This window comes from Microbulbifer variabilis (assembly GCF_052467165.1).
Genome location: NZ_CP174301.1, coordinates 841,719 through 868,106 on the forward strand (window position 1 = coordinate 841,719; position 26,388 = coordinate 868,106).

A 26,388-nucleotide genomic window follows, 5' to 3' on the forward strand; every position below is an offset into this window, starting at 1 on the left:
ACCAGGATCATTGTTTTGGACAAAAGACTGGATAATGTTCAGCTTCATTTGGTGAAGGTGTAGTCCAGTCCTGCTCCCTGATGGTTGAACTCTAGTAATATTTAGAGAGAGTATGCAAAAACTATAATCAACTTAGAATAGCTTAGTGTTATCCGGTCTGGGTTGAGCATTTCCTATTGGCAGACTCTTTTATTAAACGGTTTCTATTGGTCAGTTCTAGTTTTTTTTGGATACGCTTGTAAATTTCCTCGCGATGAACAGGTAAAGATTTGGGAGCTTGTATTCCTATCTTCACTTGGTTACCTCTAATCTCCAATACTGTGATTGAGACATTAGCCCCAATCCTTAGGTTTTCGCCGGTCCTGCGCTTCAAGATCAACATATTCGTTTCCTATTTAAACTCTAACCATGGGTAGACCTTCCGGGATGAGAGGGCTTGGAAAGTAATGCTGGCAGGAAAGGAAGGGTGGGGCACGAGAACGGTAGGCGTGAAATAAGAAAAGGCGGACGCTACGCTCCCAGAGCTTGGAAAATCGCTCCAAGCTACTGAATGTGTTCGCCTTTATTGAAGACGAGCAGGTTTCTAGCGTACTATGCATATAGCCACTTTGATAGTCTGATTATCAATTTGGTTAGCTGGCCCCTGGTGTTGGTAGCACCTTGGGTCAGCGCCTTTTATCTGTACTTACTTCACGCTAACGTTCTCCTTAGAGAAAATGGGTCATTTAAAAAGATCTTAGGTATCTTTAGGTATTTGGGGGTATGAACTCATAGAGGCTTGTTCGAGTACGGCCCATATTGCTGATCAAATTCTATTGATTTTACGTAGTTTTGATGCTGAAAAAAACTTAATAAAATTGAATAAGATTATTTGGGCGCCTATTTTTATTCATGTCGTCTCTCGATTAGAAAATTTCTAAAACTCGCTACCGCTCCAGCACAACAAGCTGAACGGCCCTAGGATTGTTGGCTGTGTAAGTGATGGCCTAAATAACTGCTAAACCTTTCAGGTCCAATAATATATTAAGCGGTCCAGGCAATAATTAAATAACTTGCCATTCCATACATCACTAAAAGACTAACTCATAAATAAGCCACGCAAATTGTTGTTGCCTGTACGGTAGGTCAGTATGACCAGGTCTGGCTACGGCGAATCCAGGAAATGGTGGCAATTATGGAAGGAAAAGCCAATATGAATGGCAATACAAAGGCAGCAAAGGAGTAAGTATTTTCTGTTAAATTACGATGAGCATTATGGTCTCTCTCTAGCTCCTGCATTGCTAGTTCAGATGTATCCTTCTGGCTGAGACCACTTTCTTAGTATTCTTCCGGAGTAGCGTACATCTTGAATTTTACTCTGGTTATCTCTGTGGTTGTCATTAATAAGCTGTGATTCACGATTAAAATTAAAGCCGCACTAATGATAATGCGTATCTGGGTTTTCGAATATATGCCAATTTCAATAGCATTTATATCAATAAAAAAGGTTAATTGGTGTAGGGCCGAGAAATACGGCAAAGGGGCAGGTGATGATAATTGCTGAGATTTTTGTTTGTTTGGAATTTGGCCCCACCTTTTAATTGCTCTTTTTGTTGGAGTTGCGGTGGCTCTTATATCTATGGTTGTTTAAATATTTTGTGTTGTATTCAAGGGTTGTATTTGTTTTGGGTATAGCTTGCCGATTTTAATAGGTCCCTTATTTTTGCTTTGAAAATAATTTCTCTTGAAACTATTTTTCCTGTCATTGGTGTATTTTTTATTTTCCTTTGTTGGTTGGGTTTTTTCCCGCTTTATGGGGGGTGGTTTTTTATGTCGAACTTGCCGCCCTATAAAAGAAATTGATGTCATTATCACGCTTTTGAGATTTGGTACTATTGACATGAGTTGGTTTGAGAGTGGAAGGTGATCGGGCTGTCTGGGGTTATCAATTTAATAAAAAAATTAAGGTTCCGGTTATGAGAAAAGCTAATCTTTCAACTTCAATAAAAACTGCATTATCTTTGTGTTTGCTAATATCACCTGCTGTCGGTTTTGCTGAGAGTGATTCTTCGATTGAGCGTGCTAATGACAATGCTAAATTTAAACGTTGTGGCACTAATCATCCTTCTGTTCAGGAGGCTGCTTTGAAAGAGCAGCATTTTACTGCGCTGCGTGGACAGTCTCGTAATATAAGCAGTGGAGGTCATACACTACGTCCAGCTGGCTCTGTAACTATTGATGTGTACTTTCATGTTATTACTGATAACGCAAATAATGGTTCGCTACCCAGCAATGTAATTAATTCGCAAATGGCGGTGCTTAATGATGCTTATGCGAGTACACCATTTACTTTTAATCTGGTTTCAACTTCAGTAACGGCCAATAATTCTTGGTATAACGTTGGTTATGGTTCCTCCGCAGAGCGCGCTATGAAAAGCTCATTGCGTGTTGGTGATGCGGGAGACCTGAATATCTATGTGGCTGATATCGGTGGTGGCCTACTTGGGTGGGCAACTTTCCCAAGCAGCTATTCCTCAGATCCACTGGATGATGGGGTAGTTATTTTAACCGGTTCTGTGCCTGGCGGCGATGCTGCGCCTTACAATGAGGGCGATACCCTTACTCACGAGGTTGGCCACTGGTTAGGTTTGTATCATACCTTCCAGGGCGGCTGTGGTGGAAATGGGGATTATGTCTCTGATACTCCTGCAGAAAGGTCACCGGCTTATGGGTGCCCAGTAGGCAGGGATTCCTGTACAAGGGGACGGAACGCAGCCGGTCTTGATCCGATTACAAATTTTATGGATTACACGGACGATAGCTGCATGTACGAATTTACAGAGGGGCAGGCCACTCGCGCTGATGAGCAAAGCAGTACCTATCGCGGCCTATAATAATTTTTCGGGGGGATTATTCCCCCCGATACACTGACAATTATGAACAGCATCCGATTATTTATCCTATGTGCCTTGATATTGGTGAGTACGTCTAAGGTAACTGCCCAGAGGCTCGCTGTGCCAGGTTATGTCACTTGTGATAGAAATCAGTTGACTTCCTGGCAGGGAGAGGTGACAAAATTGGTGCGTGAAGGAAACAGTATTAAGGTATGGATTTCCACTGATTACGACACTAAAGAATCATTAGTGCTGACAATGCCTGGCTGGAAAGCACTTTTAGGGCAGTTCCGCCTACAAGGGAAAGAGTTTCTGGCGAGTGACTGGGGAAAAGTGACTGATCCACAAGCAGGACTTAGGCCTGGGGTTCGAGCTGTGATTTGGTTATGCGAGAATAAGGCCTATCCCGCTGTGATCAATTGGCAACCTCCACCAGAGTAGGCACCTGCATGTTTACTTTTTGATGTTTACTTTTTGTGTAGTTAAGATTTAAATAAAATTTTAGTGTCTCCTTAATTAATTCACGGAAACCTTTTATGATGATTAGTAATTCTTAAATCAAAGGTTGCAAGCCGTTGAAAAGTAATCCCTCGATAAGGTTCGGAAAGCTGGCCCTGTATCGAGAGATATTCTCGGAGCTTATGATTTTTTTGGTAGATTCAATTCCAGGGATTCCCATCAATAAATCGATTTCTTCCACCGTACAGCATTTTTGCATTTCCGTTTGCACGAAAATCAACATCTCCCCTATAAATTAGTTCTCGATATGGGCTGCTGGAGCTAACGGCATAATCCTCAAGTTCAACGCCTTGCTTGAATATAAAAATAAACATATGAGTGGCACTATTTTTATATCTATCTTCTGAGAAAAAAAGAAGGGTGTGGGCATCGCTTGGGCTAAAGCACTGTGTTGAAGGCGTTAAATAAACTCCAGTTTTAGCAGACAGACCCCGGCGTGTCCTGTCTGGGGTTCCTTTAATAAATTTGTCTATCATTAAGATCTGATTAAATCCAGCTTGACTTGTGTAGTGAATATATATTGGGTTTCCCCCTTCGAATCCTCTATTCATAAGAACGTCTACTAAAGGCGAGGCTCCTCCAGTTGGATAAATTTTGTTTCCTATGGGATTGTTTGGCATGTTTATCTCCTTGTGTGATTTTTATATTTGGAAAGAAGATAAAATAACTGGATAGGGTAGTAAAGTTTGAGCTTAACTACTTTCAAAAAATTATTTTGACCAACAGAGGGTCCCTTGGTTAAGGGATTAATATTTTTTAAACTTAGAACTGGCTCAGTTTTTTGGTATTCCCTGATCCAAGAACCCAGCATCGACACCAAACCAAAAGCTTCCATCTTTGTTGTCGAAATACATATATCGAATGTTTCCCCCACTGGGTACGGTAGTTTGGCTGACAAATTTTTGTGTTTCTATATCAAAAGCAAAGATGATGTTAGGAATATCGCCGGTGTCTGCTACCCATAGCCGGCCTTTGTTATCCATTGCGGTTCCGTAGGGGCGAGGGTTTTCAGTGGGGAGCTTCCACTCCTTGAATTCTTTTGTGCTGGGCGTATATCTGCCAAGATAGCCTTCTGGATAGTCTACATACCAGATATTGTCGGAGGTATCGATTTCCAGCCTACGAGGCCGAGCGTTCGGCCGGGGAATTGAGATTTCGTTTACCGCCATGGTTTTAGGGTCTACCCAAGCTAATTTATTCGTACCAAATAGGGCAACCCAGGGGCGATTTTGTGAATCTACCTTGATTCCGTAAGGACGTGCGTTGGCCGTTTGAGGTGTGGCTATTTTCACTTCTCCACTATTGACATCCAATATGCCTATGCGGTTGCTCTGCTGGGCTGTAAACCAGATGTTGCCATCATGGTTGAAAACCAGTGTATGTGGATCATTTACGCCTTTAGGCATTGCGTATTGAGTGATTTTACCTGTCTCTGCATTCATACGCCCAATGTGAGCATTGCGGTTGCCTGCATACCAGATCATACCCTGTTTATCCACTATCAGATTATGAGGGTGTGTTCCTTCAGGAACCTCGAATTTTTTAAATTGCTGATCGGATGGGGTAAATCGACCGATATAGTTGCCGGCCTGCCCACAGAACCAAACTTGCTGTTTGTTATCCACATGGGGGTCTCTGGGCAGCCCCTGCCAGGGTACTTTCCACTCATTTAACTTGAGCCCGTCTGGCAGTTTATTTTCTTGTACCTCAGAAGTTAATGGAGTAGATAAGAAATAAATGGCGCAGATAGCGATTTTTAGTGACAGCGTATGAAGTTTTGGGTAGATATTCATATGCCAGTTCCAGTGATTAAGCCGTCAAGGAGAATTTATGTGTTTATACCCTAGCATGGAAATATATGTGAGCTGAGTCCTGGTCAAAGCATAGGTGATAATTGGTGCTCATTTATAAAGGTTTACAAAATCGATATTTCGCAGAAGAGCGGTTTCAAACAGCCAGTTAGATGTCAGGAATATAATCGGTACACCCAATTATATTCACGAGGAGAGACTAAAGTTCCAGAGTTCCATTTGGCGAGTTCTTGTTGAGTTTGTGGGGCTCAATTGAGAGGAGTCTTGTCTTTACAGCTGAGTAGAATTAACAGGCGGTTTTTCGGTACCTGGCAGTCATATTACCCTCAATTTACACGTCAACGTGGTATAGCGTATATTGCTGCCCTTATTGTAGGAGTCCCGCCATGTTACAATGCCTCCGTCGACCGGAAATTCTGCTGTTAGTCCTTGCAGCCTCAATGCCACTGTCTTTTTCTGTCTGGAATACTCTCCTTAATAACTTTGTGATAGCCAAGGCTTCATTTACCGGAGCTGATATTGGCCTGTTACAGAGTGTCAGGGAAATACCCGGGTTCCTGGCGTTTACAGTGATATTTGTATTGCTACTTATCCGGGAGCAGCGCTTAGCACTTCTCTCACTTGTAGCGACCGGGATTGGCGTGATGCTGACCGGTTTTTTTCCATCTCTCACAGGTTTATTACTCACGACATTATTGATGTCGATCGGCTTTCATTTCTATGAAACCCTGCAAACCTCTCTGGCTTTGCAGTGGTTTCCAAAGAAGACTTCGGCAATCTGGATGGGGCGTATGGCCGCTGCAGGTTCATTTGCAGCGCTTCTAGCCTATGGTCTGGTTTGGTGTCTGATGGATTTTGCCGGTTTAGACTACTCGTGGGTTTATATGATCGGCGGTGGCATCACTGTTCTTATTGCTTTGGCTGCCTGGGTACTTTTCCCGCAGTTTCCTCAACCCCATAGTCAGCGCAAGCAATTAGTGCTACGTAAGCGCTACTGGCTTTATTATGCGTTAACGATGATGAGCGGCGCGCGACGACAAATCTTTATTGTCTTTGCCGGTTTTCTAATGGTGGAAAAATTTGGTTATAGTGTTGGCGAAATTGCTGCGCTCTATACAGTAAACCACCTGCTCAATTTATATATCGCGCCAAAAATCGGTCAGTTTATCGTAAGGTTTGGAGAGCGCCGTATCCTTACTTTGGAATATATCGGCTTGATACTGGTTTTTGCCGGTTATGCTTTAGTGGAGAGTGCGATAGTAGCTGCGGCGCTCTATATTATTGATCATCTGTTCTTCTCTATGGCCATTGCAATCAAAACTTACTTCCAAAAGATTGTGGATGAGCGTGATATCGCCGCATCTGCGGGTGTTAGTTTCACTATTAATCACGTTGCAGCGGTTATTATTCCGGTTCTATTCGGCCTGCTCTGGCTGACCTCTCCTGCTATGGTGTTCTTTGCCGGATCTTTGATGGCCCTGGTCTCTCTTGGTTTGGCCCAACTAGTGCCGGAGCAACCTGGACCAGGCAATGAAGCGCGCCTGGGGCAGGGGGTGGCTGCAACTTAGCAGCTCCCTACTAATTCTAGGTCGGGAATTTTAATAAATAGGAATTCTATATGCGTGTAGCTCTCTTAATAATGATATTTACTCTGCCGCTAAGTACATTTGTAAATTCAGAGACAATCTCTGTTGGTGAATATCATATTGAATATGAGATCAAAGGCTCTGGTGAGGCCACCTTGTTTCTCGAAGCCGGGGGTTCGGCCGGGATGCAGGATTGGGATTCCATCTATGATGACTTGGCGAAGCATGCACGAGTAATACGTTATTCTCGTGTGGGCAACGGAAAATCAACGGCCATTAAGAAGCATTTTAGCTCTGAGGATTATGCTCAAGGGGCCAGGGCTTTATTGGCGGCTTTGGGGGTTAAAGAGAAAGTTACTTATATTGCGCACTCCTATGGTGCTCATGTAGCCCGAACTTTTGCCGCACGGTATCCTGAAAGAATGGCAGCGTTGATGCTGATAGAGCCTTCTTCCGAGCATGATGTGGATATTATGCGATCGCTGAATTTGGAGTTGGCCGAAGAGCAAATTGCTCAGGTAAAACTGGATGATATGAAGAACGGCATGTCGAATCAGTACCTGGACTTTTGGTCTAAACGCCCTTTACCTGATTATCCACAAATCCCCGATATACCCGTCACAGTAATTGCCTCCATTAAAAAGTATGATAACCCTCCTCTTCTTTTCTTTACTGATGAGGCCCGGGATAGGTGGGGGGAGTTACATTCAAATTGGGCCAAAGCGTTTCCACGGGGTAAAGCTGTTTTGACTGAGAAGAGCTATCACTATCCTCAAAATGATGAGCCCGAAATGGTGGTGAAAGAAGTACTAGCGCTGATTTCCAGAGGTTATAAATAACAGATAAGGATAAATAGGAGGCAAATAAGATCATTTCATACCACTGGTTTCGACAAATTGTTGCCTTGTTAAGTTAGTCTACATTTACCAACTTTTCTAAATGTATAAAATGGGAACCCTAATAAATTTAGGGTTTTTATTGTGCTTAAAAAGATTGCTCTGGCCTTTTCAATTGCTGTTACCACCACCAGCTCTGTATACGCAGATAACGTTAATGAGGTAACAGAAAATTTATCCGATGCAGAAAAACTGTATGGTTTATCTCTCTACTGGAAAGAGGTTAGCTATAACTTCGCTTTCTTCGATCAGGTTCCTGAACTGGACTTTGATGCAAGGTATCAGGAATTTATTCCGCGGGTTTTGGCTACAGAAAACACTTATGAGTATTATCGTGAGCTAAAGCGGCTTAATGCACTCCTGCAAGATGGCCATACCAATATTTATTACCCTAAAGGTATGTCAGCCAAGTACCTGGATTGGCCTGCTGTTCGCTTGGCCGAAGCTGGCCATCAAGCAATAGTTACGGGGGTCGAGAAGGGGGTGGAGTCCGTGATTCCACTTGGCTCTGTTGTCGTTTCGGTAAATGGGCAGGATCTTCAAACCTATTTAAAGGAGCAGGTAATGCCTTATATTGCCAGCTCGACCCAGCATATTCTCTGGAGTACTGCGGTTCGGGATGCCTTGGATGGTAAACCGGATACCACGGCAGAATTCACTATTGAGACTCCAGACGGCAAAGTGAAAGAGGTTCAGGTTAAACGGGATGCGCGTGGGAGGAAGATTGATTACATCTCTATTACACAACCTCAGTCGAATGGCGAGCCATTTGAGCTTAAGTGGCTTGATGATGATATAGCCTATGTAGCTTTAAATACTTTTGAGAAACAGGAGGTTGTTGATCAGTTTAAATCTCACCACGATGAGATTGTTAAGTCCAAAGGGTTGATTATTGATCTGCGCTTTAATAATGGAGGTAACTCTGCTTATGCCGGAGAGATAATCTCTTACTTGGCTGATCGTATTTTACAGGGTTCTGTTTGGAAAACTCCCAAACATATTGCGGCTTATAAAGCTTGGGGATCATTTGCCAATCAGTTCGAGCAATTAGAGAAGTATCGCCCCTATGCAGAAGGCACTATATGGGAGTTTGGTGAAGACTCCGGGGATATAGTTGAGCCCAAATTGGATAGTAACCACATAGTGCCAACCTATGTGTTGATCGGCCGAAATACCGTTTCAGCAGCTGAGGACTTCCTGGTATATGCAGATTCTCTCGAACATTTTACTACTGTGGGTGAGCCAACTTATGGCAGCACGGGGCAACCTATGTTCGTGGACCTCCCAGGAGGTGGTACTTTCAGGGTGTGTACCAAGCGGGATACCTTCCCCGATGGCAGGGAGTTTGTTGGCTATGGTATTAAGCCGGATATCCTGGTTGAGAGTACGCTGGATACGGTGCGCTCTGATAAGGACGAAGTGCTCGAGAGAGCGCTGAACGAGCTTAGGGTTAAGCTTTAATTCCTCCCTGATATGAGCTGGCTCGCGATTATCGATTCCGTTCGACGGTCAGGTTCCTCCCATGTATTTAAGGGAGCCCCTTGCTGTTGTGGATACTGTGCGTCATAGATTTTGAAGGTGCCTGCAACAGGGGCTTTTATCAGAAGGTGCCATTATTGGCTATTTCCCGTTTCTATGGGGGTCTGAAGCCACTATTGGCACTGCTGTCTTGAAAACAGTCTCTATAATCGATTAGTTTTTGCTTTAAGGCATTTACAACAGGCTTTGTTTGCCTGTTGGCTCGCTTACCTGTTTAATGCTGGCTTTGGTTTCCGGCGACGGCGGGAAAGCGTTTGTCATCGTTAGTGCGCCGATAAAGTGGTACGTTAGGGTATCTCTGAAAATTAAGTAACTATAAAAGTAGCTAGGAGTTGTACTTATGGCACAGATTAAAGCTTTGGATAAAAAGGCACATGCCAACCTGAAACTCACCCAAGACATTACTTTTGACCATGTCAGCGGCAACCACATTCTGCCTTTGGTAGTTCAAGAGATTGTTCAGGCGGCCCAGAGCTACCCGATCCTGTTTGTGAAAGATCAGAATACTGAGCAGTTTAAAGTGGTTGCCTTAACTGGTCTGCGTCCGGGGGAGAACCTGTTCTCCGGCTCTGAAGGTTGGAATGGCAGCTATGTTCCTTTGCAAGTTCGCACCTACCCGTTCGTGCTGGTGAAAAATCCGGAAAATGCCGATCAGGCGGTTCTCTGTATCGATGAAGATTCCAATATGCTGAGTGAGTCTGAAGGTGAGCCGTTGTTTGATGGTGAAGGTGAGCAGACTGACTACCTGAAAAACCGTGCCCAGGCAGTGATTGAAACTGCCCAGCGTGTAGCGGTTACCGAGTCGTTTATTGAGTTCCTGGTGTCTAAAGACCTGTTGACCCAGAAAAAACTGACTTTGCGTGTGAGCGAAGATGATAAGCCTTACGATCTGACTGGTTTCTTCGTGGTTGATGAGGAGAAGCTGAACAATCTGTCTGATGAGGACTTCCTTGAGTTGCGTAAGCGCGGTGCTTTGCCGGCTATCTACGCTTCTATGATGTCCTCCATGCAGGTTCAAAGCCTGATTCGCCGGAAGCGTCTGAACTGATCCTGTTCCGCCCGGCAGCTGTGGTTGTCGGGCGGCCTATAGTCGTCAGATTTTCGGGATGTAGTTATCAGCATTCTGTATCCCGCCTTGATCCCTTCTCCTTGTCGTACCACTATTAGCGCCCTCTGACGTTTTAGCTCGCGAATAATAAGATGAAATACCTAGCGCGGCTTTCCCTCCGCTACTGGTTTGCTTGGTTGGCGGTTTTCTACGGGGTGTGGCTGTTTCTGATTGTCCAAGGGGACAATCTGACATTGGCCCTGGAAAACTGGTCTATGGCATTGGCCATGGCGATTGGCAGTTATGCGGCTGGCTCTACGCCGATGGGTGGCGGTACCGTGGGGTTTCCTGTCTTGGTGCTGCTGTTTGATATGCCGGCCAGCCACGGTCGTGATTTCAGCTTTGCTGTGCAATCCATTGGTATGGTCAGTGCGAGCCTCTTCATTCTTTGCCGGCAGCAGCAATTGGCATGGTCCATGTTGCGCGGAGCCCTATTGGGGGCACTCCTGACAACACCCGCAGGAATTCTGCTGTTTGCACCACTGATTCCCGAGCTGTGGGTAAAACTGTCTTTCGCCGTGCTTTGGGGCAGTTTCGGAATATTTCACTTGTACCGACTTAGCGAGATCACCGACTGTGAGCATGCGGGCGACCCTCAGTGCCCAACAGATTTTCGGGTGGGCTTGTTATTGGGGGCCTTTGCAGGTTTCAGTGTTGTGGCAGTCACTGGTGTGGGTGTGGATATGTTGGTCTATGCAGCTCTGGTGCTGTTGAGTCGCGTAGACCTCAAGGTGGCTATCCCTACTTCGGTAGTGATTATGGCGTTTTGCTCTGTGCTCGGGGTACTGGTGAAGTCTTTGGTCGGAGACTGGCAGCCGGGTGTATTTGGCAATTGGCTGGCAGCGGCGCCGGTGGTGGCTCTGGGCGCCCCCCTGGGTGTCTTTGTGGTTGGCCTGATTGGGCGCAAGCCCACGCTTCTGATTGTGGCCTTCCTGTGTGTGGTACAGCTTGGGTGGACCTGTATGTCTGAGGAAGAGGCTATGCGCGGTTATGGTGGTTGGCTGGTGCTGTTGGCATTACTGATCTGCCTGGCGGGTTTTGAGTGTTTGCGGGCTCTGGGGTTGCGCCGGGAACAGAACAGGCAGCTATCGGCTGGCTGTCAGGATCTGGTGGGTGAGCGTGGTTCAGTGGATACCGACCCGGTGCTTGTACAGGGTCTTAAGTAGTTACTGTTCTAGCTAGATAGAGGCGAATGGAGCTGTACTCTGAAATCAGCACGCTAGTTTTTGGGTTACTGCCCTGGACTGGGCCTGAAGAATAAATTTTGGAAGATGGCTGGGGCGGAAGGATTCGAACCTTCGCATGACGGGATCAAAACCCGCTGCCTTACCGCTTGGCTACGCCCCAGTTTCAAGACCCACAAAGAATAGTCTCTGTGGTTTGAAATGGTAGCAAGGGGGAGACTCGAACTCCCGACCTCAGCATTATGAGTGCTGCGCTCTAACCGGCTGAGCTACCTTGCCATTTCTTTTGTTGCCTCGGCCTTACCGAGGGCGCGCATTATTAATCGATGGGCTGGGTGTGTCAACACCTTTTTTGTATTCTTTTCAGTTAGTTAGCGATTTTTTTTATCTGAACCCAGGGGCTTGCTGGGGTGGCGCCCGGAACTGATAGCGGCAAATGCCGAACCCGCTACTACGGCAACGGCGCCAGCCCAGCTGATCCAGTTCAGAGGCTCAACAGCAATATAGTCCGGCCAGATACTACTGATCAGCGTACTGAGCAACAGGGTGATCACTGGCACTAATGACAAGGTAGCGCTGACACTGGATGCCTCCCAATTTGCCAGGGCTTTACTGAAGGCGCCGTATGCGATCAGGGTGTTTGCAGTAAGGAAGGCGAGCAGGGCCCACTCCAGCCAGCCGAGGTGGGAAACCTTCATTGGATCGGCCATTGGCAGGAAGCACAGGGTGCCTGCGATATAAATCACTACCAGTAGGTCCTGAGGTGTTGCCCTGCTCAAGATTTTCTTCTGGAAGAAACCGTACACAGCCCAGGTGACAGCGGCAATCAGGATATAACCAAGCCCGAGCAGATAGTCTCCACCCGCACCACTGGTGAGTTCTTCCAGGCGCTGGTTGAAAAACAGTAGCAGGCCGATCACCACCAGAGCTACACCACCCCATTGGCGAAGGGAAAAACTTTCCCCCAGCCAGAGCACGCTGGAGATAAGCAGAAGCAGGGGCGCCAATTGGATAACCATCTGAGCGGCACCAGGGGTGATGTAATTCAGCCCGCTGGCATAGGCGAGATAGTTTACCAGGAGGCCGATTACAGCCAGCAGTGTGAATGGCAGGAGTATGCGGCTAAATAGTGGTCGCAAGTTTAGTGCGCGCGCCTGGCCGTAATAGAGCCCTGCGAGCAGAGCTGCACCGGCAAAGCGATACCAGGTGGCGGTACCAGGGCTGATATGCCCGAGGAGCCCTTTGAGGGCGATGGGCAGCGTCGCCCACATAAATATGGTGACCAGGGTCAGGGGCAGGCCCACTTTCCAGTTTGATTGCGCCATTGCTTCTACGCTGATGGGAAAAGCCTCCCCTCTGGGGGGAGGCGAAAAAGGGAGAGGGTATTAGACGTTAAAACGGAAGTGGATCACGTCACCATCGGCAACAATGTAATCTTTGCCTTCCAGTCTCCATTTGCCGGATTCCTTTGCGCCAGCCTCACCATTGTTGTTGATAAAATCGCTATAGCTGACCACTTCCGCGCGGATAAAGCCCTTTTCGAAGTCAGTATGGATCTTGCCCGCCGCATTCGGCGCGGTAGCTCCCAGCGGAATGGTCCAGGCGCGCACCTCTTTTACACCGGCGGTGAAGTAGGTATGCAGGCCCAGCAGTTGGTAGCCGGCGCGGATAACACGGTTCAGCCCGGGTTCTTCCATACCCAGTTCTTCCAGGAATTCCTGTCTCTCATCGTCATCCAGCTCGGCAATTTCCGCTTCAAGCTTGTTACAGATTGGCACCAGTACCGCATTCTCTTCGGCGGCGATGGCAGCAACGGCATCCAGGTGTGGATTATTCTCGAAGCCGTCTTCGTGCACGTTGGCGATATACATGGTTGGCTTAACGGTGAGCAAGCTCAGCTCGCGCAGGTCTGCCAGCTCATCCTCGGAAAGGCCGAAGGAGCGCAGTGGTTTGGCTTCATCCAGGTGCGGCTGGATTTTCTCCAGCAGCGCTTTCATCTTGATAGCGTGCTTGTCCTGGCCTTTAGCCGCGCGGGTAAAGCGCTGCAGAGCTTTTTCAACGGTATCCAGGTCGGCGAGGGCCAGTTCGGTGTTGATCACCTCGATGTCAGCAACAGGGTGCACCTGATTGGCCACGTGGATTACGTTGTCATCTTCAAAGCAGCGTACAACGTGGGCGATGGCATCGGTCTCGCGGATATTGGCGAGAAACTTATTGCCCAGGCCTTCGCCCTTGGAGGCGCCCGCAACCAGCCCGGCGATGTCCGTGAACTCCATCGTGGTCGGAATAACTTTCTGTGGCTTAACGATTTCCGCCAGCTTGTCGAGGCGGGTGTCTGGTACCGGCACTACGCCGGCATTGGGCTCGATGGTACAGAAAGGGAAGTTCTCTGCATCGATGCCCGCCTTGGTCAGTGCGTTAAATAAGGTGGATTTGCCCACGTTAGGCAGGCCGACTATACCGCAAGTAAAACCCATGGTGATATTTTTCCGTTTGCCTGAGGCGCGAAGCGCGCACTCTGCTAATTGCGTTTGAAGTCCGGTAGTGATTGCGCTGGCGGAAGTCTGGGCAGGCTGGGTAGCGCGGCCGCTGAATGATCCGGGCCAGTCGGGAAAATACCGGCAATTTGGCGCAGCACACTATCGAGATTTCCGGGGCAAAAGGCAAGCTACCCGGGGGGATCTATTTGGCGGTGTGCAGCGTTTTCATGGCTGAGCCCCAGTCGCCAGTGGCGGCGGTGGGCAGTACGTCGATCGAGCGATCGATGGCATCAGCCAGTGTTTCCTGTTCCGCTCTGGGAGCTCGCTGGAGTACAAACCGGGACACTTCGCTCGAACTGCCAGGGTGGCCGATGCCGAGTCGCAAGCGCATAAAGTTTCGGTTGTTGCCCAGTGCGGCAATGATATCCCTCAGGCCATTGTGTCCGCCGTGACCGCCGCCGGCTTTCAGGCGCGCGATACCGGGGGCGAGGTCCAGCTCATCGTGAGCGACCAGTATGGCTTCCGGGGGAATTTTGAAAAAGTTCGCCAATGGGCCGACAGACTGGCCGCTGCGATTCATATAGGTGGTGGGGATCAGCAACCGGATTTCCCGGCTGCCGATCCGCACACGGCCTGTGAGGCCGTGGTATTTGCTGTCCTGGCTGAGCTGGGTGCCATGTTGGCGGGCCAGCTCGACAACAAAATCAGCACCGGCGTTGTGCCGTGTCCGATCGTATTCCGGCCCGGGGTTTCCCAGGCCGACAATCAACTGGATCGGGGTATCCGGTGCCGCAGCCAAGGCGATTACTCTTCGCCTTCGCCTTCGCCTTCGCCAGCTTCGGCTTCAGCGTCAGCTTCAACGGCGCCGCGAGGCTTGTGGATAGACGCTACAACCAGGTTGTGGTCTTCGCCGTGGCTCAGGTCTGCAGACTCAACGCCTTCTGGCAGTTTCAGGTCGGAGATATGCAGGATGCCATCCAGCTCCAGGTCTGCCAGGTCCACCTCAATGAACTCAGGCAGCTTGCCAGCAGGAGCATTCACTTCCAGCTCGGTCAGGGTATGGGAAACGATACCGCCGGCTTTAACGCCTTTGCTGGTGTCTTCGTTAAGGAAGTGCAGAGGCACTTTAACGTGTACTTTGGTGCTGGCAGAAACGCGCTGGAAATCGATGTGCAGAAGCAGCTGCTTGGCGGGGTGGCGCTGCAGATCGCGCAGGATCACTTTCTCTTCTTTACCATCGATGTCCACGGTCAGCATGGAAGAGAAGAATGCTTCATTTTCCAGGGCCTTGAACAGGTCTTTTTGCAGCAGGGATACGGATTGCGGCTCAGCTTCACCACCGTAAACGATGCCGGGTACACGGCCTTCCAGGCGACGCAGGCGGCGGCTCGCACCTTTCCCTTCATCGCTGCGGGCAATGGCGTTCAGTTTGATATCAGACATGGGTTAAACCTCGGGTTGTCTGTCCAGAGAGACCTGCGACCGGACCGCTCTGGCGTTTGTGTAAATTGGGCTGTTGGGCCCAAAAGTAATCGCCCGGCGGTGCCGGGCGGGCGCGTATTCTACGGGAATCAGAGCCAAAGGCAAAGTGCCCCGCATAGCGGGACACTCTGTGTTTATTTGGTATGCATTCCCATTCCGGTCTTAACGGAACATCGCGGAGAGGGATTCTTCATTGCTGATGCGACGCATGGATTCGGCCAGCATTGCGGACAGGGTCAGCTGGCGAATCTTCGGGGCCTTCTCCATCTTGTCCCCCAGGGGGATGGAGTCGGTCACTACCAGCTCGTCCAGTACGGAGTTGTTCAGGTTACTGATGGCGTTACCGGACAATACCGGGTGGGTACAGTAGGCAACTACCTTCTCCGCACCATGTTCTTTCAGGGCGTTGGCGGCATTGCACAGGGTGCCGGCGGTATCGACCATGTCATCTACCAGCAGGCAGGTGCGGCCGCTGACTTCACCGATGATGTTCATCACTTCTGCGACGTTAGCAGCCGGGCGACGTTTGTCGATGATAGCCAGCTCACAGTCGAGGCTCTTGGCTACTGCGCGAGCGCGCACCACACCGCCGATATCCGGGGATACTACTACCAGGTTCTGGTACTTCTGGCGCTCGATATCGTCGAGCAGTACAGAAGAGCCATATACGTTATCTACGGGCACATCGAAGAAGCCCTGGATCTGTTCAGCGTGCAGGTCGACAGTCAGTACGCGGTCGATGCCCACGCTCACCATCATATCGGCAACTACTTTTGCGGAAATAGGTACACGCTGGGATCTTACGCGGCGATCCTGGCGGGCATATCCGAAGTAAGGTACTACGGCGGTAACGCGACCAGCAGAGGCACGGCGCAGGGCATCTACCAGAAGGATCAGCTCCATCAGGTTGCGGTTGGTGGGTTGGCAGGTGGACTGCACAACGAAAACGTCGCGACCGCGTACGTTATCGGTAATTTCAACTGCAATCTCACCGTCGGAGAAGCGCTTAACCGCAGCTTCGCCCAGGGGGATCGCCATATGGTCGACAATTTTCTGTGCCAGTTCCGGGTTTGCGTTGCCGGTAAAGACCATTAAGTCAGCCACTGCGAGTTCCTTTGATTCTGTCTTGATGTGAATTGAAGTGTAGATGCCCGCATTTTCCGCTAGAAGTTGGGATGCGATAGCATCATTTTTATACTCGGGAATGCAGGGGGGAGCGAAGCAAAGTTGGAGTAGATTGCTGGCTTGCCCTGGTCATCCAGGTGATTGCTCTTAGCTTTGGGGAGCCTCCAGGTTGTCGAAAGGTGTTTGCCAAAAAGCTTGCCTGTGACATCTCTGTAAAATTGGGGGGAGGCTGCTCTCAGCCCTATGCGGATGGCCCGGGCCGGCTGGGTCAGTGTCGACTGAGACATGTCGGAACCGGTTTTTGCTTGCGCCACAGCATACAAAAGAAAATGGCTGGGGCGGAAGGATTCGAACCTTCGCATGACGGGATCAAAACCCGCTGCCTTACCGCTTGGCTACGCCCCAGTATTTTTCCTCAATCTCTTGAGGTTAATTTCGCGAGCTTCTGGTGTACAGGTGAAACCTGGATACCATTTGCTATAAAACCCTGCCATTTTCGCGGTAGCCTGGCAAGTGCCGATTTGGCTGCTTGCTCAGTTTGGAAGGCGGTGAAGACACAGCTTCCAGTGCCTGTGAGTTGAGCTGGTGCAAATTGCTCTAGCCACTCTCTGGCATCGCGAACTTCAGGGTAGAGACTCTCAACCAGTGCCTGGCAGTCATTACCGGAAAAAGCTTCCAGTTTTTCACTGCTGAGCGGCGTTTCTGTGAGCTGCCCCTCGCGAAGGGCCGCTAATGTAATTGCGACAGAATCTCTTGTCAAACGCGAATCGTGAAAAATTTTTGCAGTGCTTACTTCGCAACCAGGAGACACCACCAAGTAGTGGCGTTTTTCAGTGATAACAGGAGTTAATTTTTCCCCAACGCCTTCGGCCCAGGCAGTATGTCCGCGGACAAAAAGTGGAATGTCGGCACCGAGTTGGCGGCCCAACTCGGCCAGGGTATCCATAGGCAGGTTGCAGCGCCAAAGATGATTAAGGCCCAATAAAGTAGTGGCTGCGTCACTACTGCCCCCGCCGATACCCCCACCGTGCGGTAGTTTTTTAATCAGACGAATATGTGCACCAGGCAATTTTTCACCAGCAAGCTTGGCTTCCTTTCGAAGAAGCAGGGCAGCCCGGTAAACCAGGTTGTCCCGCTCGGCTACATCCAGTTCACCGGCATCTACGCTGATGACATCATCAGCGCGTGCAGAAAACTCCAGTTCGTCACCGTAGTCGAGTAATTGGAAAAGGGTTTGCAACTCGTGATAGCCGTCGGCACGTCGGCCAAGAATACGCAGGGTCAGGTTCAGTTTTGCGGGGGCGGGTAACTTCAGCATGCGTGGTGGTTGGGTCGGTTAGCTTTGTTTGGCCCATGATACCCGCATGCTGAGGTTTCGGCATTTAAAAACCCCAGTCCTTGATAACCAGGGTTACATTCACGGGTCCGGCGGCGGCGTTGGTTTGTGCCTTGATGCGGGTGGGCAGGGTGAAAGGCCCATTTTGACGATAGTCGCTAAAGCTGAGGGTCCAGCCAGATTGCTGCAGGCTTTGCAACAGTCCCTGATCATTGTGTCTTTCTGCACCCCTGGGCCCGGGAGCAGGCAGACCTCGTACCCAGTAAAACATTTCACTGGCGGGCAGTGGCCAACCCAGGGTTTGCTCAGTGAGTTGGGCTGCGTTGCGCGCGACAACCGGAGCCTCATCACCGCGCACCAAGCTGACGCCGCCTGCGGAGCCGGAAATGACTGTAGTGCCGGCACCAAGCGGGCCACTCAGGTGAATACGAAAGTTTTGCGCACCGCTTTGCTGCCATGTCAGGTTGGCGCTGCCATTATCGGCCGGCGAGCGCACTCCGAGCTTGCCCTTAATCGTCCACTGCTTAAGCTGTGCCACCGATGTGGGTGTTGCAGTTTCTTGTGGGGTATCGGCTGCCGGTTGTTCCTTGGCTTTTTGCCCTGCACAGGCTGACACCAATAGAGCGAGGGTGGCCACCAGTAAAAAATAGAACTTTCGTGTAACGGTGGTTTCAGTTGTCAGATGCATGCTGTTCCAGTGTTTCTTTAATTTGTAAACGCTTCATTGCGGCCGGAATAATTTTGCTCTGGGGGTTGAGCTTCATTCCATCCCTCCAGATTTTTAAAGCTCCTTCACGATCGCCCTGTACCCAGAGCACTTCTCCCAGGTGCGCAGCAATCTCGTGATCGGGTAGTTTGTCCATAGCCTGACGTAAATACTTTTCCGCAGCAGAAAAATTACCGAGACGGTACTGGACCCAACCCATGCTGTCGATAATGGCTGGATCTTCGGGTTCCAGTTTCAGCGCTTTACTGATCAGCTCAAAAGCCTCCTGGAGGCGGGCATCATCATCAATCAGTTTGTAGCCCAGGGCATTGAGTACAGTGGCATTTTCCGGGTCGCGCTCCAGCAAGTTGCGCAGGTCATGCTCGAAGGCAGTGGCATTGCCAAGTTGGTCGTTGAGAAGTGCACGCGTGTACATCAAACGACCACTGCCACTCATTACTTTTAGTCCCTGCTCAACCCGCTCCAGGGCTTTTAGTGGTTCATCATTTTTTCGCAACAATTCGACCTCCATCAGGAAAAAATGTTCTTCCTGTCGAGGGTGTTGTTGGCGAAGTTTGGTAAACCACTTTTCATTTTCATCATGCTTGCCACTGGTTGCGAGCAGCTTTGTGCCTTTGGTAATGGCTTCCACATAATCGTTGCCGGGCTCCACTTGGCGGAAGTGTTTCACGGCAGTGGCAATCTCTCCTCGCTTTTCGGCCAGGCCGCCAAGATAAAAATGTGCTGCTGATTCGTGTTGTTCCAGCTCCAGAAGTTTATCGAGCAGTGGTTTGGCCAAATCCAGCTGATTGGTTTCGTATTGAATCAGGGCCAGTGACAAGATTAGGTTGCCGTCTTCAGGTCGTTGTTTGACCAGCTCGGCGAATTGCTGGCGCGCCAGTGCAAGGTCTTCGCGTATTAGCAGGCGCGCATATTGGAGGCGCAGGCGAGTCTCATTGGGGTGCACGCTGACCAGTTTTTCCAGGAGCTCAATGGCTTCACGCCGCTTGCCCAGGTCCACCAGCAGATGGCTCTGTAACAGTGGAGCATCCAGTTGGTCTGGATGACTCTCCTGGATACGGCGTACTACTACTAGTGCCTGGTTGTATTGCTCGGTAGCGCGTAGCACCATTGCATGGGCCAGTGCCACTTCGTCGTTGTTTGGATACGCTCGCGCCAGCCTGGCAAATTCTGCGCGTATCCGATCGTCGAGCTTTTCACGGCCAATGGCTGTGGCGGCGAGGGATTGCAGCGGTGCTTTGCCTCCCAATTTTAGAGCCTGCTCCGCGTGGACCATGGCCTCTGAGAGTTCTCCTGCAAGAGTTAGCTCAGCAGTGAGCGCCAATTGGGCATCGGCATTGTCTGGTTCCAGCTCAACCCAAAGCTGTGCTGAGCGCAGGGCAGCCTGACGGGCATTCAGGAAACGGGCGATACGTGTGGCTCGTTCGGCGACGCCGGCGTCCTTGGTAACTTCTGCCTGGTGGTAGTAGTTGGCCAGTGCTACATCATACTGTTCACGAATACCGGCAACTTCAGCCACCAGAAGTGTGTAGAAGGTATCGATAGGAAAAGCGCGGGGTTCGCTCTCTGGGGAGGCGTCGGCGCCATCCTCTTTTAGGTTCTGAGCCACTGGTGGTGATTTGGCATCAGTAGCTGCCTCTCGGGGCTGAACCTGGACACAGGCTGCCAGCAGCAGGCAGATGGTCAGAAGCAGGGTGGCCGAGGCATTATGATTTGAATCGGGCTGTCGGGGTGGGAGCATAGATCGTGTCCATACGTTGCTGCGGCGCGTAAGCTGTATATGAGTGGCGTGTTTTAAACGATTATCGCCATATAATTCTAGTCGCGAATCCGCTTCTGGACGCTGGGTCCCGGTCCGCTAAGTCAAATCAGCGCGCAATTAAACCGTCTCCCGACCTTGCAAGCAAAGCGGCGGCCCGTGAAAATGCGCCCCCTATACGGATGATGTACTCCTAGATTTATAGCCGACGGAACTCTATGCCAATTCTTACCCTGGGGATCAACCACGATAGTGCACCGATAGAGGTGCGCGAACGGGTCGCCTTTGCGCCCGAGGTGATGCCCGGTGCCCTGGGGGATGCCCGCAAAGCGCTCGACTGCCGGGAGCTTGCGATTCTATCCACTTGCAACCGCACCGAAATCTACGGGAACCTGGAGGCGGAGCCTCTGTTGCGGTGGTTGGCAGAATACCACCAGATACCGCTCGAACAACTGAGGGGCTGCAGCTATGCCCACACTGGGGAAGCGGCGGTTCGCCACATGATGAGTGTTGCCTGCGGCCTTGACTCACTAGTTCTGGGCGAACCGCAAATCCTTGGCCAGATCAAGTCTGCTTATGCTGTGGCGAGGGAGTCTGGCAGTGTGGGTAGTGAGCTGCACCGGGTATTTCAGCGCGTGTTCACTGTGGCAAAGAAAGTTCGTACCGAAACGGCTATCGGCGAAAACCCGGTGTCTGTGGCCTATGCTGCCGTTTCTCTCGCTTCACGCATTTTTACCGATCTGAAAAAGCAAACCGCACTTTTGATTGGTGCTGGCGAGACAGTAGAGCTGGTTGCGCGTCATTTACTGGATCAGGGCATCAAACAACTCATTGTGGCCAACCGTACCCTCAGTCGTGCGCAGTTGCTGGCAGAGAATTTTGGTGCTGAAGCGATTCTGCTTGCCGATATTCCCGAACATCTTGCCCGCGCGGATATTGTAATTAGCTCTACTGCCAGCCAACTGCCAATTTTGGGTAAGGGAGCAGTGGAGTCGGCTTTGCGCAAGCGTCGTCACAGCCCGATGTTTATGGTGGATATAGCGGTACCGCGGGATATAGAGCCCCAGGTTGGTGAACTCGATGATGTATACCTCTACACCGTAGATGACTTGCGCGGAGTGATTGATGAGGGCATGCGCTCTCGAGAGAGGGCGGCAGAGGCGGCGAGAGAAATTATTGAAGTCGCCGCGGCAGAATTCTCTAAAGAGAGTCGGGCGCTTGGTGCAGTGGATACCATCCGCAGCTATCGACAGCGTGCACAGCAAATCAGCGATACTGAATTAGAAAGGGTACTCTTGCAACTGGATAAGGGTGAGGATCCTCGCCGCCTGATGGAGCAGTTGGCCCGCTCACTGACAAATAAATTAATCCATGCGCCTACGATCAGCCTCAAAAAAGCGACAGCTGAAGGCGACCTGGAGCGGCTGCGCATTGCCCGCGAAGTGGTTGGGTTGGATGACCTTGCCGATATCGAATCAGAGAAAAAACACAGATGAAAGAATCGCTACTGAATAAACTGGAAAACTTGCAGGAACGTCACGAGGAAGTGTCGGCGCTGCTAGGTGATGCCAGTGTGATTTCCGACCAGGATCAGTTCCGCGAGTTATCGCGGGAATACTCCGAGCTGGAAGAAGTGGTCAAATGTTATGGCCGCTATAAACAGCTTAAAGAAGATATGGCAGCTGCGCAGGAGATGCTCGATGAGAGCGATCAGGAAATGCGTGAAATGGCCCAGGAGGAGCTGCGCGAGGCCGAGGCCCAGGTGGAACCCCTGGAGCGTGAGTTGCAGACTTTGCTGCTACCCCGCGACCCCAATGATCGCAAAAATGTCTTTTTGGAAATTCGTGCAGGCACTGGTGGCGACGAGGCGGCAATTTTCTCTGGTGATCTATTTCGCATGTATTCGCGCTACGCGGAGAAGCAGGGCTGGCGTATTGAGATCGTCAGTGAGAATGCCGGCGAGCATGGAGGCTACAAGGAGATTATCACTAGAGTGGCCGGTGAAGATGTGTATGCCAAGCTGAAATTTGAGTCCGGTGCTCACCGTGTGCAGCGAGTTCCGGAAACGGAATCCCAGGGGCGTATTCACACCTCCGCCTGCACAGTGGCGGTGATGCCTGAGCCCGATGAGCGCGATGCTATTGAAATAAACAAGGCCGACCTGCGTGTGGATACCTATCGCGCCTCGGGTGCCGGTGGCCAGCATGTAAACAAAACTGACTCCGCTGTGCGCCTGACCCATTTGCCCACCGGAATTGTGGTTGAGTGCCAGGACGAACGCTCTCAGCATAAAAACAAAGCCAAGGCGATGGCGCTTTTACAGGCCAAGCTTTCCAGTGAACAAGAGGCCGCTGCCGCACAGGAAATTTCTGATGCGCGCAGGAGTCTGGTTGGCAGCGGAGATCGCTCCGAACGCATCCGTACTTACAATTATCCCCAGGGGCGGGTGACTGACCACCGTATTGGCCTGACCTTATACAAACTCGATGAGGTGATGCAGGGTGCTCTGGAGGAGGTGATTGGCCCGCTACGCACTGAGCACCAGGCGGACCAGCTGGCCGCTATGGGGCAGTAGTTGAAGTTCAGTGTGACGTTACTGGGTAGAGTTTTCCTATGAGCAGTGTGAAGGGCAGTCTCGCCCGTAGTGTTGAACTCACTAATAGCGAGTCGGCTCGTCTCGATATAGAAGTGCTGCTTGCACATATTCTCGGCCGTGAGCGCACCTGGCTCTATACATGGCCAGAATATGAACTCACTACTGCCGAGCAGTATGAGTTTGACGTATTGCTTGTGCGGCGTAAAAACGGCGAGCCGGTTGCACATCTAACCGGTGAGCGGGAGTTCTGGTCGCTCACCTTAAAAGTCGATGCCTCTACCTTGATTCCCCGCCCTGATACCGAGCTGCTGGTGGAAACAGCCCTGGCACTTTGCCCTCAGAGCACACTGCGAGCGCTCGACCTGGGTACCGGTACTGGAGCTATTGCACTGGCGTTAGCTTCTGAAAAACCTGGCTGGCAAATTGTGGCTGCGGAGAAATCTGCAGCGGCGCTGGCACTGGCTGAGAGTAATCGTAAACGGCTTGGCTTCGGCAATGTGCAGGTTTTGGAGAGTCATTGGTTTGCACAATTGCCACCGCAGCACTTTTCAATAATCGTCAGCAATCCCCCATATATTGATGCCGCCGACCCCCATTTAGTAGAAGGGGATGTACGCTTTGAGCCGCGCTCGGCCCTGGTGGCAAAACGGGAGGGGCTGGCAGATATAGAGCTGATTGCTGAGCAAGCCGGAGATTTTCTGGATGAAGATGGCTGGTTGTTGGTAGAGCACGGTTGGCAGCAAGCGGAATCCGTCCGGAAGATTTTTATTGCAGCGGGGTATAGGGATGTTGAAAGTCGCAGGGATTATTCCGGCTGGGAGAGAATAACGTTGGGTCGGAAGTAGCTGTGGCCCGGCACTAAAAAATAGTCTGGAGGACTGATAGGGAGGGAGTCTATGCACGATCACGTCCACCACCGCAACGGCAATGGTGCATTGCGCCCACTCGTTATTGCCTTGCTTCTCACACTGAGCTTTTCAATTGTTGAGGCCATCGGAGGATGGCTGTCGGGTTCCCTTGCTCTGCTCGGGGATGCCGCCCACATGCTCACAGATACATTTGCCCTGGCGCTTGGAGCTATTGCCGCGGTGCTGGCGAAGAAGCCTGCGGACCGTGAGTTGTCTTTTGGCTGGGGGCGTGCGGAAGTACTGGCGGCAGTGACCAATGGTCTGATTATGCTGCTGATTGTCGTGGGAATTTCCTTTATGGCCATCAACCGCTTGCGTAACCCGCAGCCGGTACACGGTAGCACCGTGATGCTGATAGCTACAGCAGGCCTATTGATCAATATCCTGGCGGCCTGGGTATTGTTACGGGGGGAGCGCACGCTCAATATTCGCGGCGCACTGCTACATGTGATGGGAGATATGCTGGGCTCAATAGCAGCTTTAGCGTCGGGGGCAGTGATTTATTTCACTGGCTGGGTGCCGATTGACCCTTTGTTGTCGCTGCTGATCTGCTTCCTGATTCTGATTTCATGTGTGCGCCTGCTGCGCGATGCCGTAGATGTTTTGATGGAAAGGGTGCCGCGTGAACTGAGCCTGCCAATAGTGGGGGAGACCCTCGTGCAGGTTACCGGAGTGCGTTCAGTACACGACTTGCATATCTGGCGGCTGGACTCCAGTACCATCTCTCTTTCGGCGCATATTGTGGTGGATGATCTGCAGGCTTGGCCGGCGGTGTTGGAGCGCTTGCGGGAGACCCTGATCAAGCGCTTTGGTATTGATCATATTACCCTGCAGCCGGAGCCTATAGCGCAGGAAAGTATCACTATTATCGATAATGTCAGCGGCGCTTAGTCCTCTTCGCCCCGCAACTTCGCTGGGTTTTCAGTAGAGGGGGCAGCTGCTGAAGCTTTGCTGGCTTTGTTGTGGGTGTTTTCCTTGGCAGGCCCTTCCGCGACAACTTCCTGAGGCTGGCTGATCTGCTCCTGAGGGGCCTGGATGCCGATATGGTAGGCGGCGAATCCGGGCTGCACTACCTGGTCCAGAGCCATACCAAGTACTCTTCCGTCGTGCTCTGAACGTATCTCGGTACGCACATTGGTAATGGGGTTGGTGACTGTACCTAGCAGGTCTCCTTTGCGTACGAACTCACCCAGCTGAACTTCACTGAAAATAATGCCGCCATTGGAGGACCGCTGCCAGGTGGAGTTGTAATACACGGGCTCAGGATCCCCCCACAGGCGGAACTTACTTACCATTCCCAGCTGGTTAAGCAGGGTGCGAATACCTTTCACACTGTGGCTGACAGAGCGTTCATCCAGGACCATGGGTGCGCCGGCTTCCAGGGTCACTGTGGGGATGCCCGCCTCCACGGCTGCTCGGCGCAGTGTGCCCTTGGCCCCGGCACTGTGCAGTACCACGGTAGAGCCAAAGCCCTTGGTCATTTTTACAATTTTTGGATTGGTCAGGTCGCCGCGTAACTGGGGCAGGTTGGTGCGGTAAAAGGAACCTGTGTGCAGATCAACCACTGCATTACAGTGGGTGATCACTTCGTGAAAAAAAGAATTTGCAATGCGAGAAGCGGAGGAGCCATTGGGATCACCGGGAAAATGCCTGTTGAGGTCGCGGCGATCCGTGAGATAGCGGGAGCTGCGGTGGAAACCCTGTAAATTGACAATAGGTACCCCAATAACCGCACCGTTTAGCTGCTCAGCATCCAGGTCATACATAACCCTGCGCACTGTTTCGACACCATTTAGTTCATCTCCGTGAACCGCAGCGGTAAGGCAGAGTACCGGTCCGGGCTTTGCTCCATTGACCACGAGTACAGCAGTAGGGCTGTAAACCCCCTCAAAATGCTGGCTGGGTGACCAAGCCAGGCGAGTGGAGGTGGCTGGAGGTACCTCGGCGCCGAGCAGGCGAAGGGGTTTGGCCTTTTCTACCTCTATGGAAATATTTCCCTGGGAGCTTGGGGTTGCCTTGGATACTGGCTGAGCAGAGGGGTTGGTTTCCGGCTCTTTCTTGGTGGTGGGGGTAACTTCGAGCTCGCCGATTGGTTGATCCAGCTGCAGATTCTCTGCCTGTGGCAGAGGTTGCTGCTCCGCGCTTTTCTCACTCCCTGTAGTTGCCGGTACAGTTTCTGTACTGTTGTCGTCATCACTGGCTCCTGTCGGTGGGCCTAGCTCAGAGATAACTGGCTGATCCAGCTGTAAGTTTTCCGCTTTGGGCACGGCCTGCTCCTGTCCCTTATCACCCTCACTCAGGGCTGTGGCCTGGGTCGAGGTAAAAAATAGGGCGAGGCTAAGCAGGCGGTGCGGCCTGGTCAGGGAGAGGCGCAAAATCATTCGGTACTCCGGTCAACTTCGTATGGCGGGCTGTGCTGATTATTGGCTGGTGTTCAGCACGCTTGGGGACTTGGAGCG

The 26,388-nt window shown here is 50.9% G+C and carries 23 protein-coding genes, 3 tRNA genes and 1 pseudogene; 11 read left to right on the top strand and 16 right to left on the bottom strand.

Annotated elements, in window-relative coordinates; translation table 11 throughout:
- Nucleotides 1-199: 199 nt before the first annotated feature.
- Together csrA and ACJJIP_RS03635 are read right to left on the bottom strand one after the other, a co-directional pair.
- Nucleotides 200-382, bottom strand: a pseudogene (gene csrA, locus ACJJIP_RS03630) (carbon storage regulator CsrA); the annotation flags it as partial.
- A gap of 1,542 nt (nt 383-1,924) precedes the next feature.
- Nucleotides 1,925-2,095: a hypothetical protein gene (locus ACJJIP_RS03635; RefSeq protein ID WP_282952609.1), complete on the bottom strand. Its 171-nt coding sequence runs from the start codon at nt 2,093-2,095 to the stop codon at nt 1,925-1,927.
- Between the two features lie 28 nt (nt 2,096-2,123).
- Between ACJJIP_RS03635 and ACJJIP_RS03640 the strand changes: the two genes are divergently transcribed.
- On the top strand, nt 2,124-2,873 hold the full coding sequence (locus tag ACJJIP_RS03640; RefSeq protein WP_282952610.1) for a zinc metalloprotease: 750 nt from the start codon (nt 2,124-2,126) through the stop codon (nt 2,871-2,873).
- A gap of 42 nt (nt 2,874-2,915) precedes the next feature.
- Nucleotides 2,916-3,314, top strand: coding sequence for a hypothetical protein (locus ACJJIP_RS03645; RefSeq protein ID WP_444946240.1), 399 nt, complete (start codon nt 2,916-2,918; stop codon nt 3,312-3,314).
- A gap of 218 nt (nt 3,315-3,532) precedes the next feature.
- On the opposite strand, the gene ACJJIP_RS03650 is transcribed toward ACJJIP_RS03645, so the two are convergent.
- Nucleotides 3,533-4,012 (bottom strand): hypothetical protein, encoded by a 480-nt coding sequence (locus ACJJIP_RS03650; protein ID WP_444946241.1) that lies wholly within the window; start codon nt 4,010-4,012, stop codon nt 3,533-3,535.
- Between the two features lie 153 nt (nt 4,013-4,165).
- Complete coding sequence (locus ACJJIP_RS03655; RefSeq protein ID WP_444946242.1) at nt 4,166-5,185, bottom strand: Vgb family protein; 1,020 nt, start codon at nt 5,183-5,185, stop codon at nt 4,166-4,168.
- Between the two features lie 404 nt (nt 5,186-5,589).
- Here ACJJIP_RS03655 and ACJJIP_RS03660 point away from each other — a divergent pair, with 404 nt between their 5' ends.
- The 5 genes from ACJJIP_RS03660 (at nt 5,590) to ACJJIP_RS03680 (ending at nt 11,498) form a co-directional block, all read left to right on the top strand.
- Nucleotides 5,590-6,771, top strand: coding sequence for an MFS transporter (locus tag ACJJIP_RS03660; protein ID WP_444946243.1), 1,182 nt, complete (start codon nt 5,590-5,592; stop codon nt 6,769-6,771).
- 50 nt (nt 6,772-6,821) lie between these two features.
- On the top strand, nt 6,822-7,628 hold the full coding sequence (locus ACJJIP_RS03665) for an alpha/beta fold hydrolase (RefSeq protein WP_020412542.1): 807 nt from the start codon (nt 6,822-6,824) through the stop codon (nt 7,626-7,628).
- Between the two features lie 141 nt (nt 7,629-7,769).
- Nucleotides 7,770-9,146 (top strand): S41 family peptidase, encoded by a 1,377-nt coding sequence (locus tag ACJJIP_RS03670; protein ID WP_020412543.1) that lies wholly within the window; start codon nt 7,770-7,772, stop codon nt 9,144-9,146.
- A 418-nt stretch (nt 9,147-9,564) separates the two neighbouring features.
- The gene (locus ACJJIP_RS03675) at nt 9,565-10,272 is read left to right on the top strand and encodes a SapC family protein (protein WP_020412544.1); all 708 of its coding nucleotides are present in this window, start codon (nt 9,565-9,567) and stop codon (nt 10,270-10,272) included.
- Between the two features lie 152 nt (nt 10,273-10,424).
- On the top strand, nt 10,425-11,498 hold the full coding sequence (locus ACJJIP_RS03680; RefSeq protein ID WP_353376012.1) for a sulfite exporter TauE/SafE family protein: 1,074 nt from the start codon (nt 10,425-10,427) through the stop codon (nt 11,496-11,498).
- A 106-nt stretch (nt 11,499-11,604) separates the two neighbouring features.
- On the opposite strand, the gene ACJJIP_RS03685 is transcribed toward ACJJIP_RS03680, so the two are convergent.
- From ACJJIP_RS03685 to ACJJIP_RS03735, 11 genes are all read right to left on the bottom strand, one after another.
- Nucleotides 11,605-11,679: transfer RNA gene (locus ACJJIP_RS03685), tRNA-Gln, on the bottom strand.
- Nucleotides 11,680-11,718: 39 nt separating this feature from the next.
- A tRNA-Met gene (locus tag ACJJIP_RS03690) sits at nt 11,719-11,795 on the bottom strand.
- A gap of 92 nt (nt 11,796-11,887) precedes the next feature.
- A complete protein-coding gene (locus tag ACJJIP_RS03695) occupies nt 11,888-12,841 on the bottom strand; it encodes a DMT family transporter (protein ID WP_020412546.1) in 954 nt (317 codons plus the stop codon).
- A gap of 60 nt (nt 12,842-12,901) precedes the next feature.
- On the bottom strand, nt 12,902-13,993 hold the full coding sequence (gene ychF, locus ACJJIP_RS03700) for a redox-regulated ATPase YchF (RefSeq protein WP_020412547.1): 1,092 nt from the start codon (nt 13,991-13,993) through the stop codon (nt 12,902-12,904).
- 205 nt (nt 13,994-14,198) lie between these two features.
- Nucleotides 14,199-14,795, bottom strand: coding sequence for an aminoacyl-tRNA hydrolase (gene pth / locus ACJJIP_RS03705; protein WP_282952619.1), 597 nt, complete (start codon nt 14,793-14,795; stop codon nt 14,199-14,201).
- A gap of 5 nt (nt 14,796-14,800) precedes the next feature.
- The gene (locus ACJJIP_RS03710) at nt 14,801-15,439 is read right to left on the bottom strand and encodes a 50S ribosomal protein L25/general stress protein Ctc (RefSeq protein ID WP_444946244.1); all 639 of its coding nucleotides are present in this window, start codon (nt 15,437-15,439) and stop codon (nt 14,801-14,803) included.
- 201 nt (nt 15,440-15,640) lie between these two features.
- Entirely contained in the window at nt 15,641-16,570 is a 930-nt protein-coding gene (locus tag ACJJIP_RS03715; protein WP_040628500.1) for a ribose-phosphate pyrophosphokinase, read from the bottom strand.
- A 363-nt stretch (nt 16,571-16,933) separates the two neighbouring features.
- Nucleotides 16,934-17,008 (bottom strand) — tRNA-Gln (locus tag ACJJIP_RS03720).
- A 10-nt stretch (nt 17,009-17,018) separates the two neighbouring features.
- Complete coding sequence (gene ispE, locus ACJJIP_RS03725; RefSeq protein ID WP_444946245.1) at nt 17,019-17,921, bottom strand: 4-(cytidine 5'-diphospho)-2-C-methyl-D-erythritol kinase; 903 nt, start codon at nt 17,919-17,921, stop codon at nt 17,019-17,021.
- Between the two features lie 64 nt (nt 17,922-17,985).
- Nucleotides 17,986-18,627, bottom strand: a complete 642-nt coding sequence (gene lolB / locus ACJJIP_RS03730) for a lipoprotein insertase outer membrane protein LolB (protein WP_282952621.1) — start codon at nt 18,625-18,627, stop codon at nt 17,986-17,988.
- The gene (locus tag ACJJIP_RS03735) at nt 18,611-20,407 is read right to left on the bottom strand and encodes a tetratricopeptide repeat protein (protein ID WP_444946246.1); all 1,797 of its coding nucleotides are present in this window, start codon (nt 20,405-20,407) and stop codon (nt 18,611-18,613) included. The genes lolB and ACJJIP_RS03735 overlap by 17 nt, the downstream gene beginning before the upstream one ends.
- A gap of 236 nt (nt 20,408-20,643) precedes the next feature.
- Here ACJJIP_RS03735 and hemA point away from each other — a divergent pair, with 236 nt between their 5' ends.
- From hemA to ACJJIP_RS03755, 4 genes are read left to right on the top strand one after another with little or no spacing between them, the layout of a single operon-like run.
- On the top strand, nt 20,644-21,921 hold the full coding sequence (hemA, locus tag ACJJIP_RS03740) for a glutamyl-tRNA reductase (protein ID WP_444946247.1): 1,278 nt from the start codon (nt 20,644-20,646) through the stop codon (nt 21,919-21,921).
- Nucleotides 21,918-23,000, top strand: coding sequence for a peptide chain release factor 1 (gene prfA / locus ACJJIP_RS03745; RefSeq protein ID WP_020412555.1), 1,083 nt, complete (start codon nt 21,918-21,920; stop codon nt 22,998-23,000). The genes hemA and prfA overlap by 4 nt, the downstream gene beginning before the upstream one ends.
- A 38-nt stretch (nt 23,001-23,038) precedes the next feature.
- Nucleotides 23,039-23,866, top strand: a complete 828-nt coding sequence (prmC, locus tag ACJJIP_RS03750) for a peptide chain release factor N(5)-glutamine methyltransferase (RefSeq protein WP_444946248.1) — start codon at nt 23,039-23,041, stop codon at nt 23,864-23,866.
- Between the two features lie 51 nt (nt 23,867-23,917).
- Complete coding sequence (locus ACJJIP_RS03755) at nt 23,918-24,820, top strand: cation diffusion facilitator family transporter (RefSeq protein WP_444946249.1); 903 nt, start codon at nt 23,918-23,920, stop codon at nt 24,818-24,820.
- Here the strand turns inward: ACJJIP_RS03755 and ACJJIP_RS03760 are convergent.
- On the bottom strand, nt 24,817-26,310 hold the full coding sequence (locus tag ACJJIP_RS03760; RefSeq protein WP_444946250.1) for a succinylglutamate desuccinylase/aspartoacylase family protein: 1,494 nt from the start codon (nt 26,308-26,310) through the stop codon (nt 24,817-24,819). The two genes, ACJJIP_RS03755 and ACJJIP_RS03760, sit on opposite strands and share 4 nt — an antisense overlap.
- Nucleotides 26,311-26,388 lie beyond the last annotated feature (78 nt).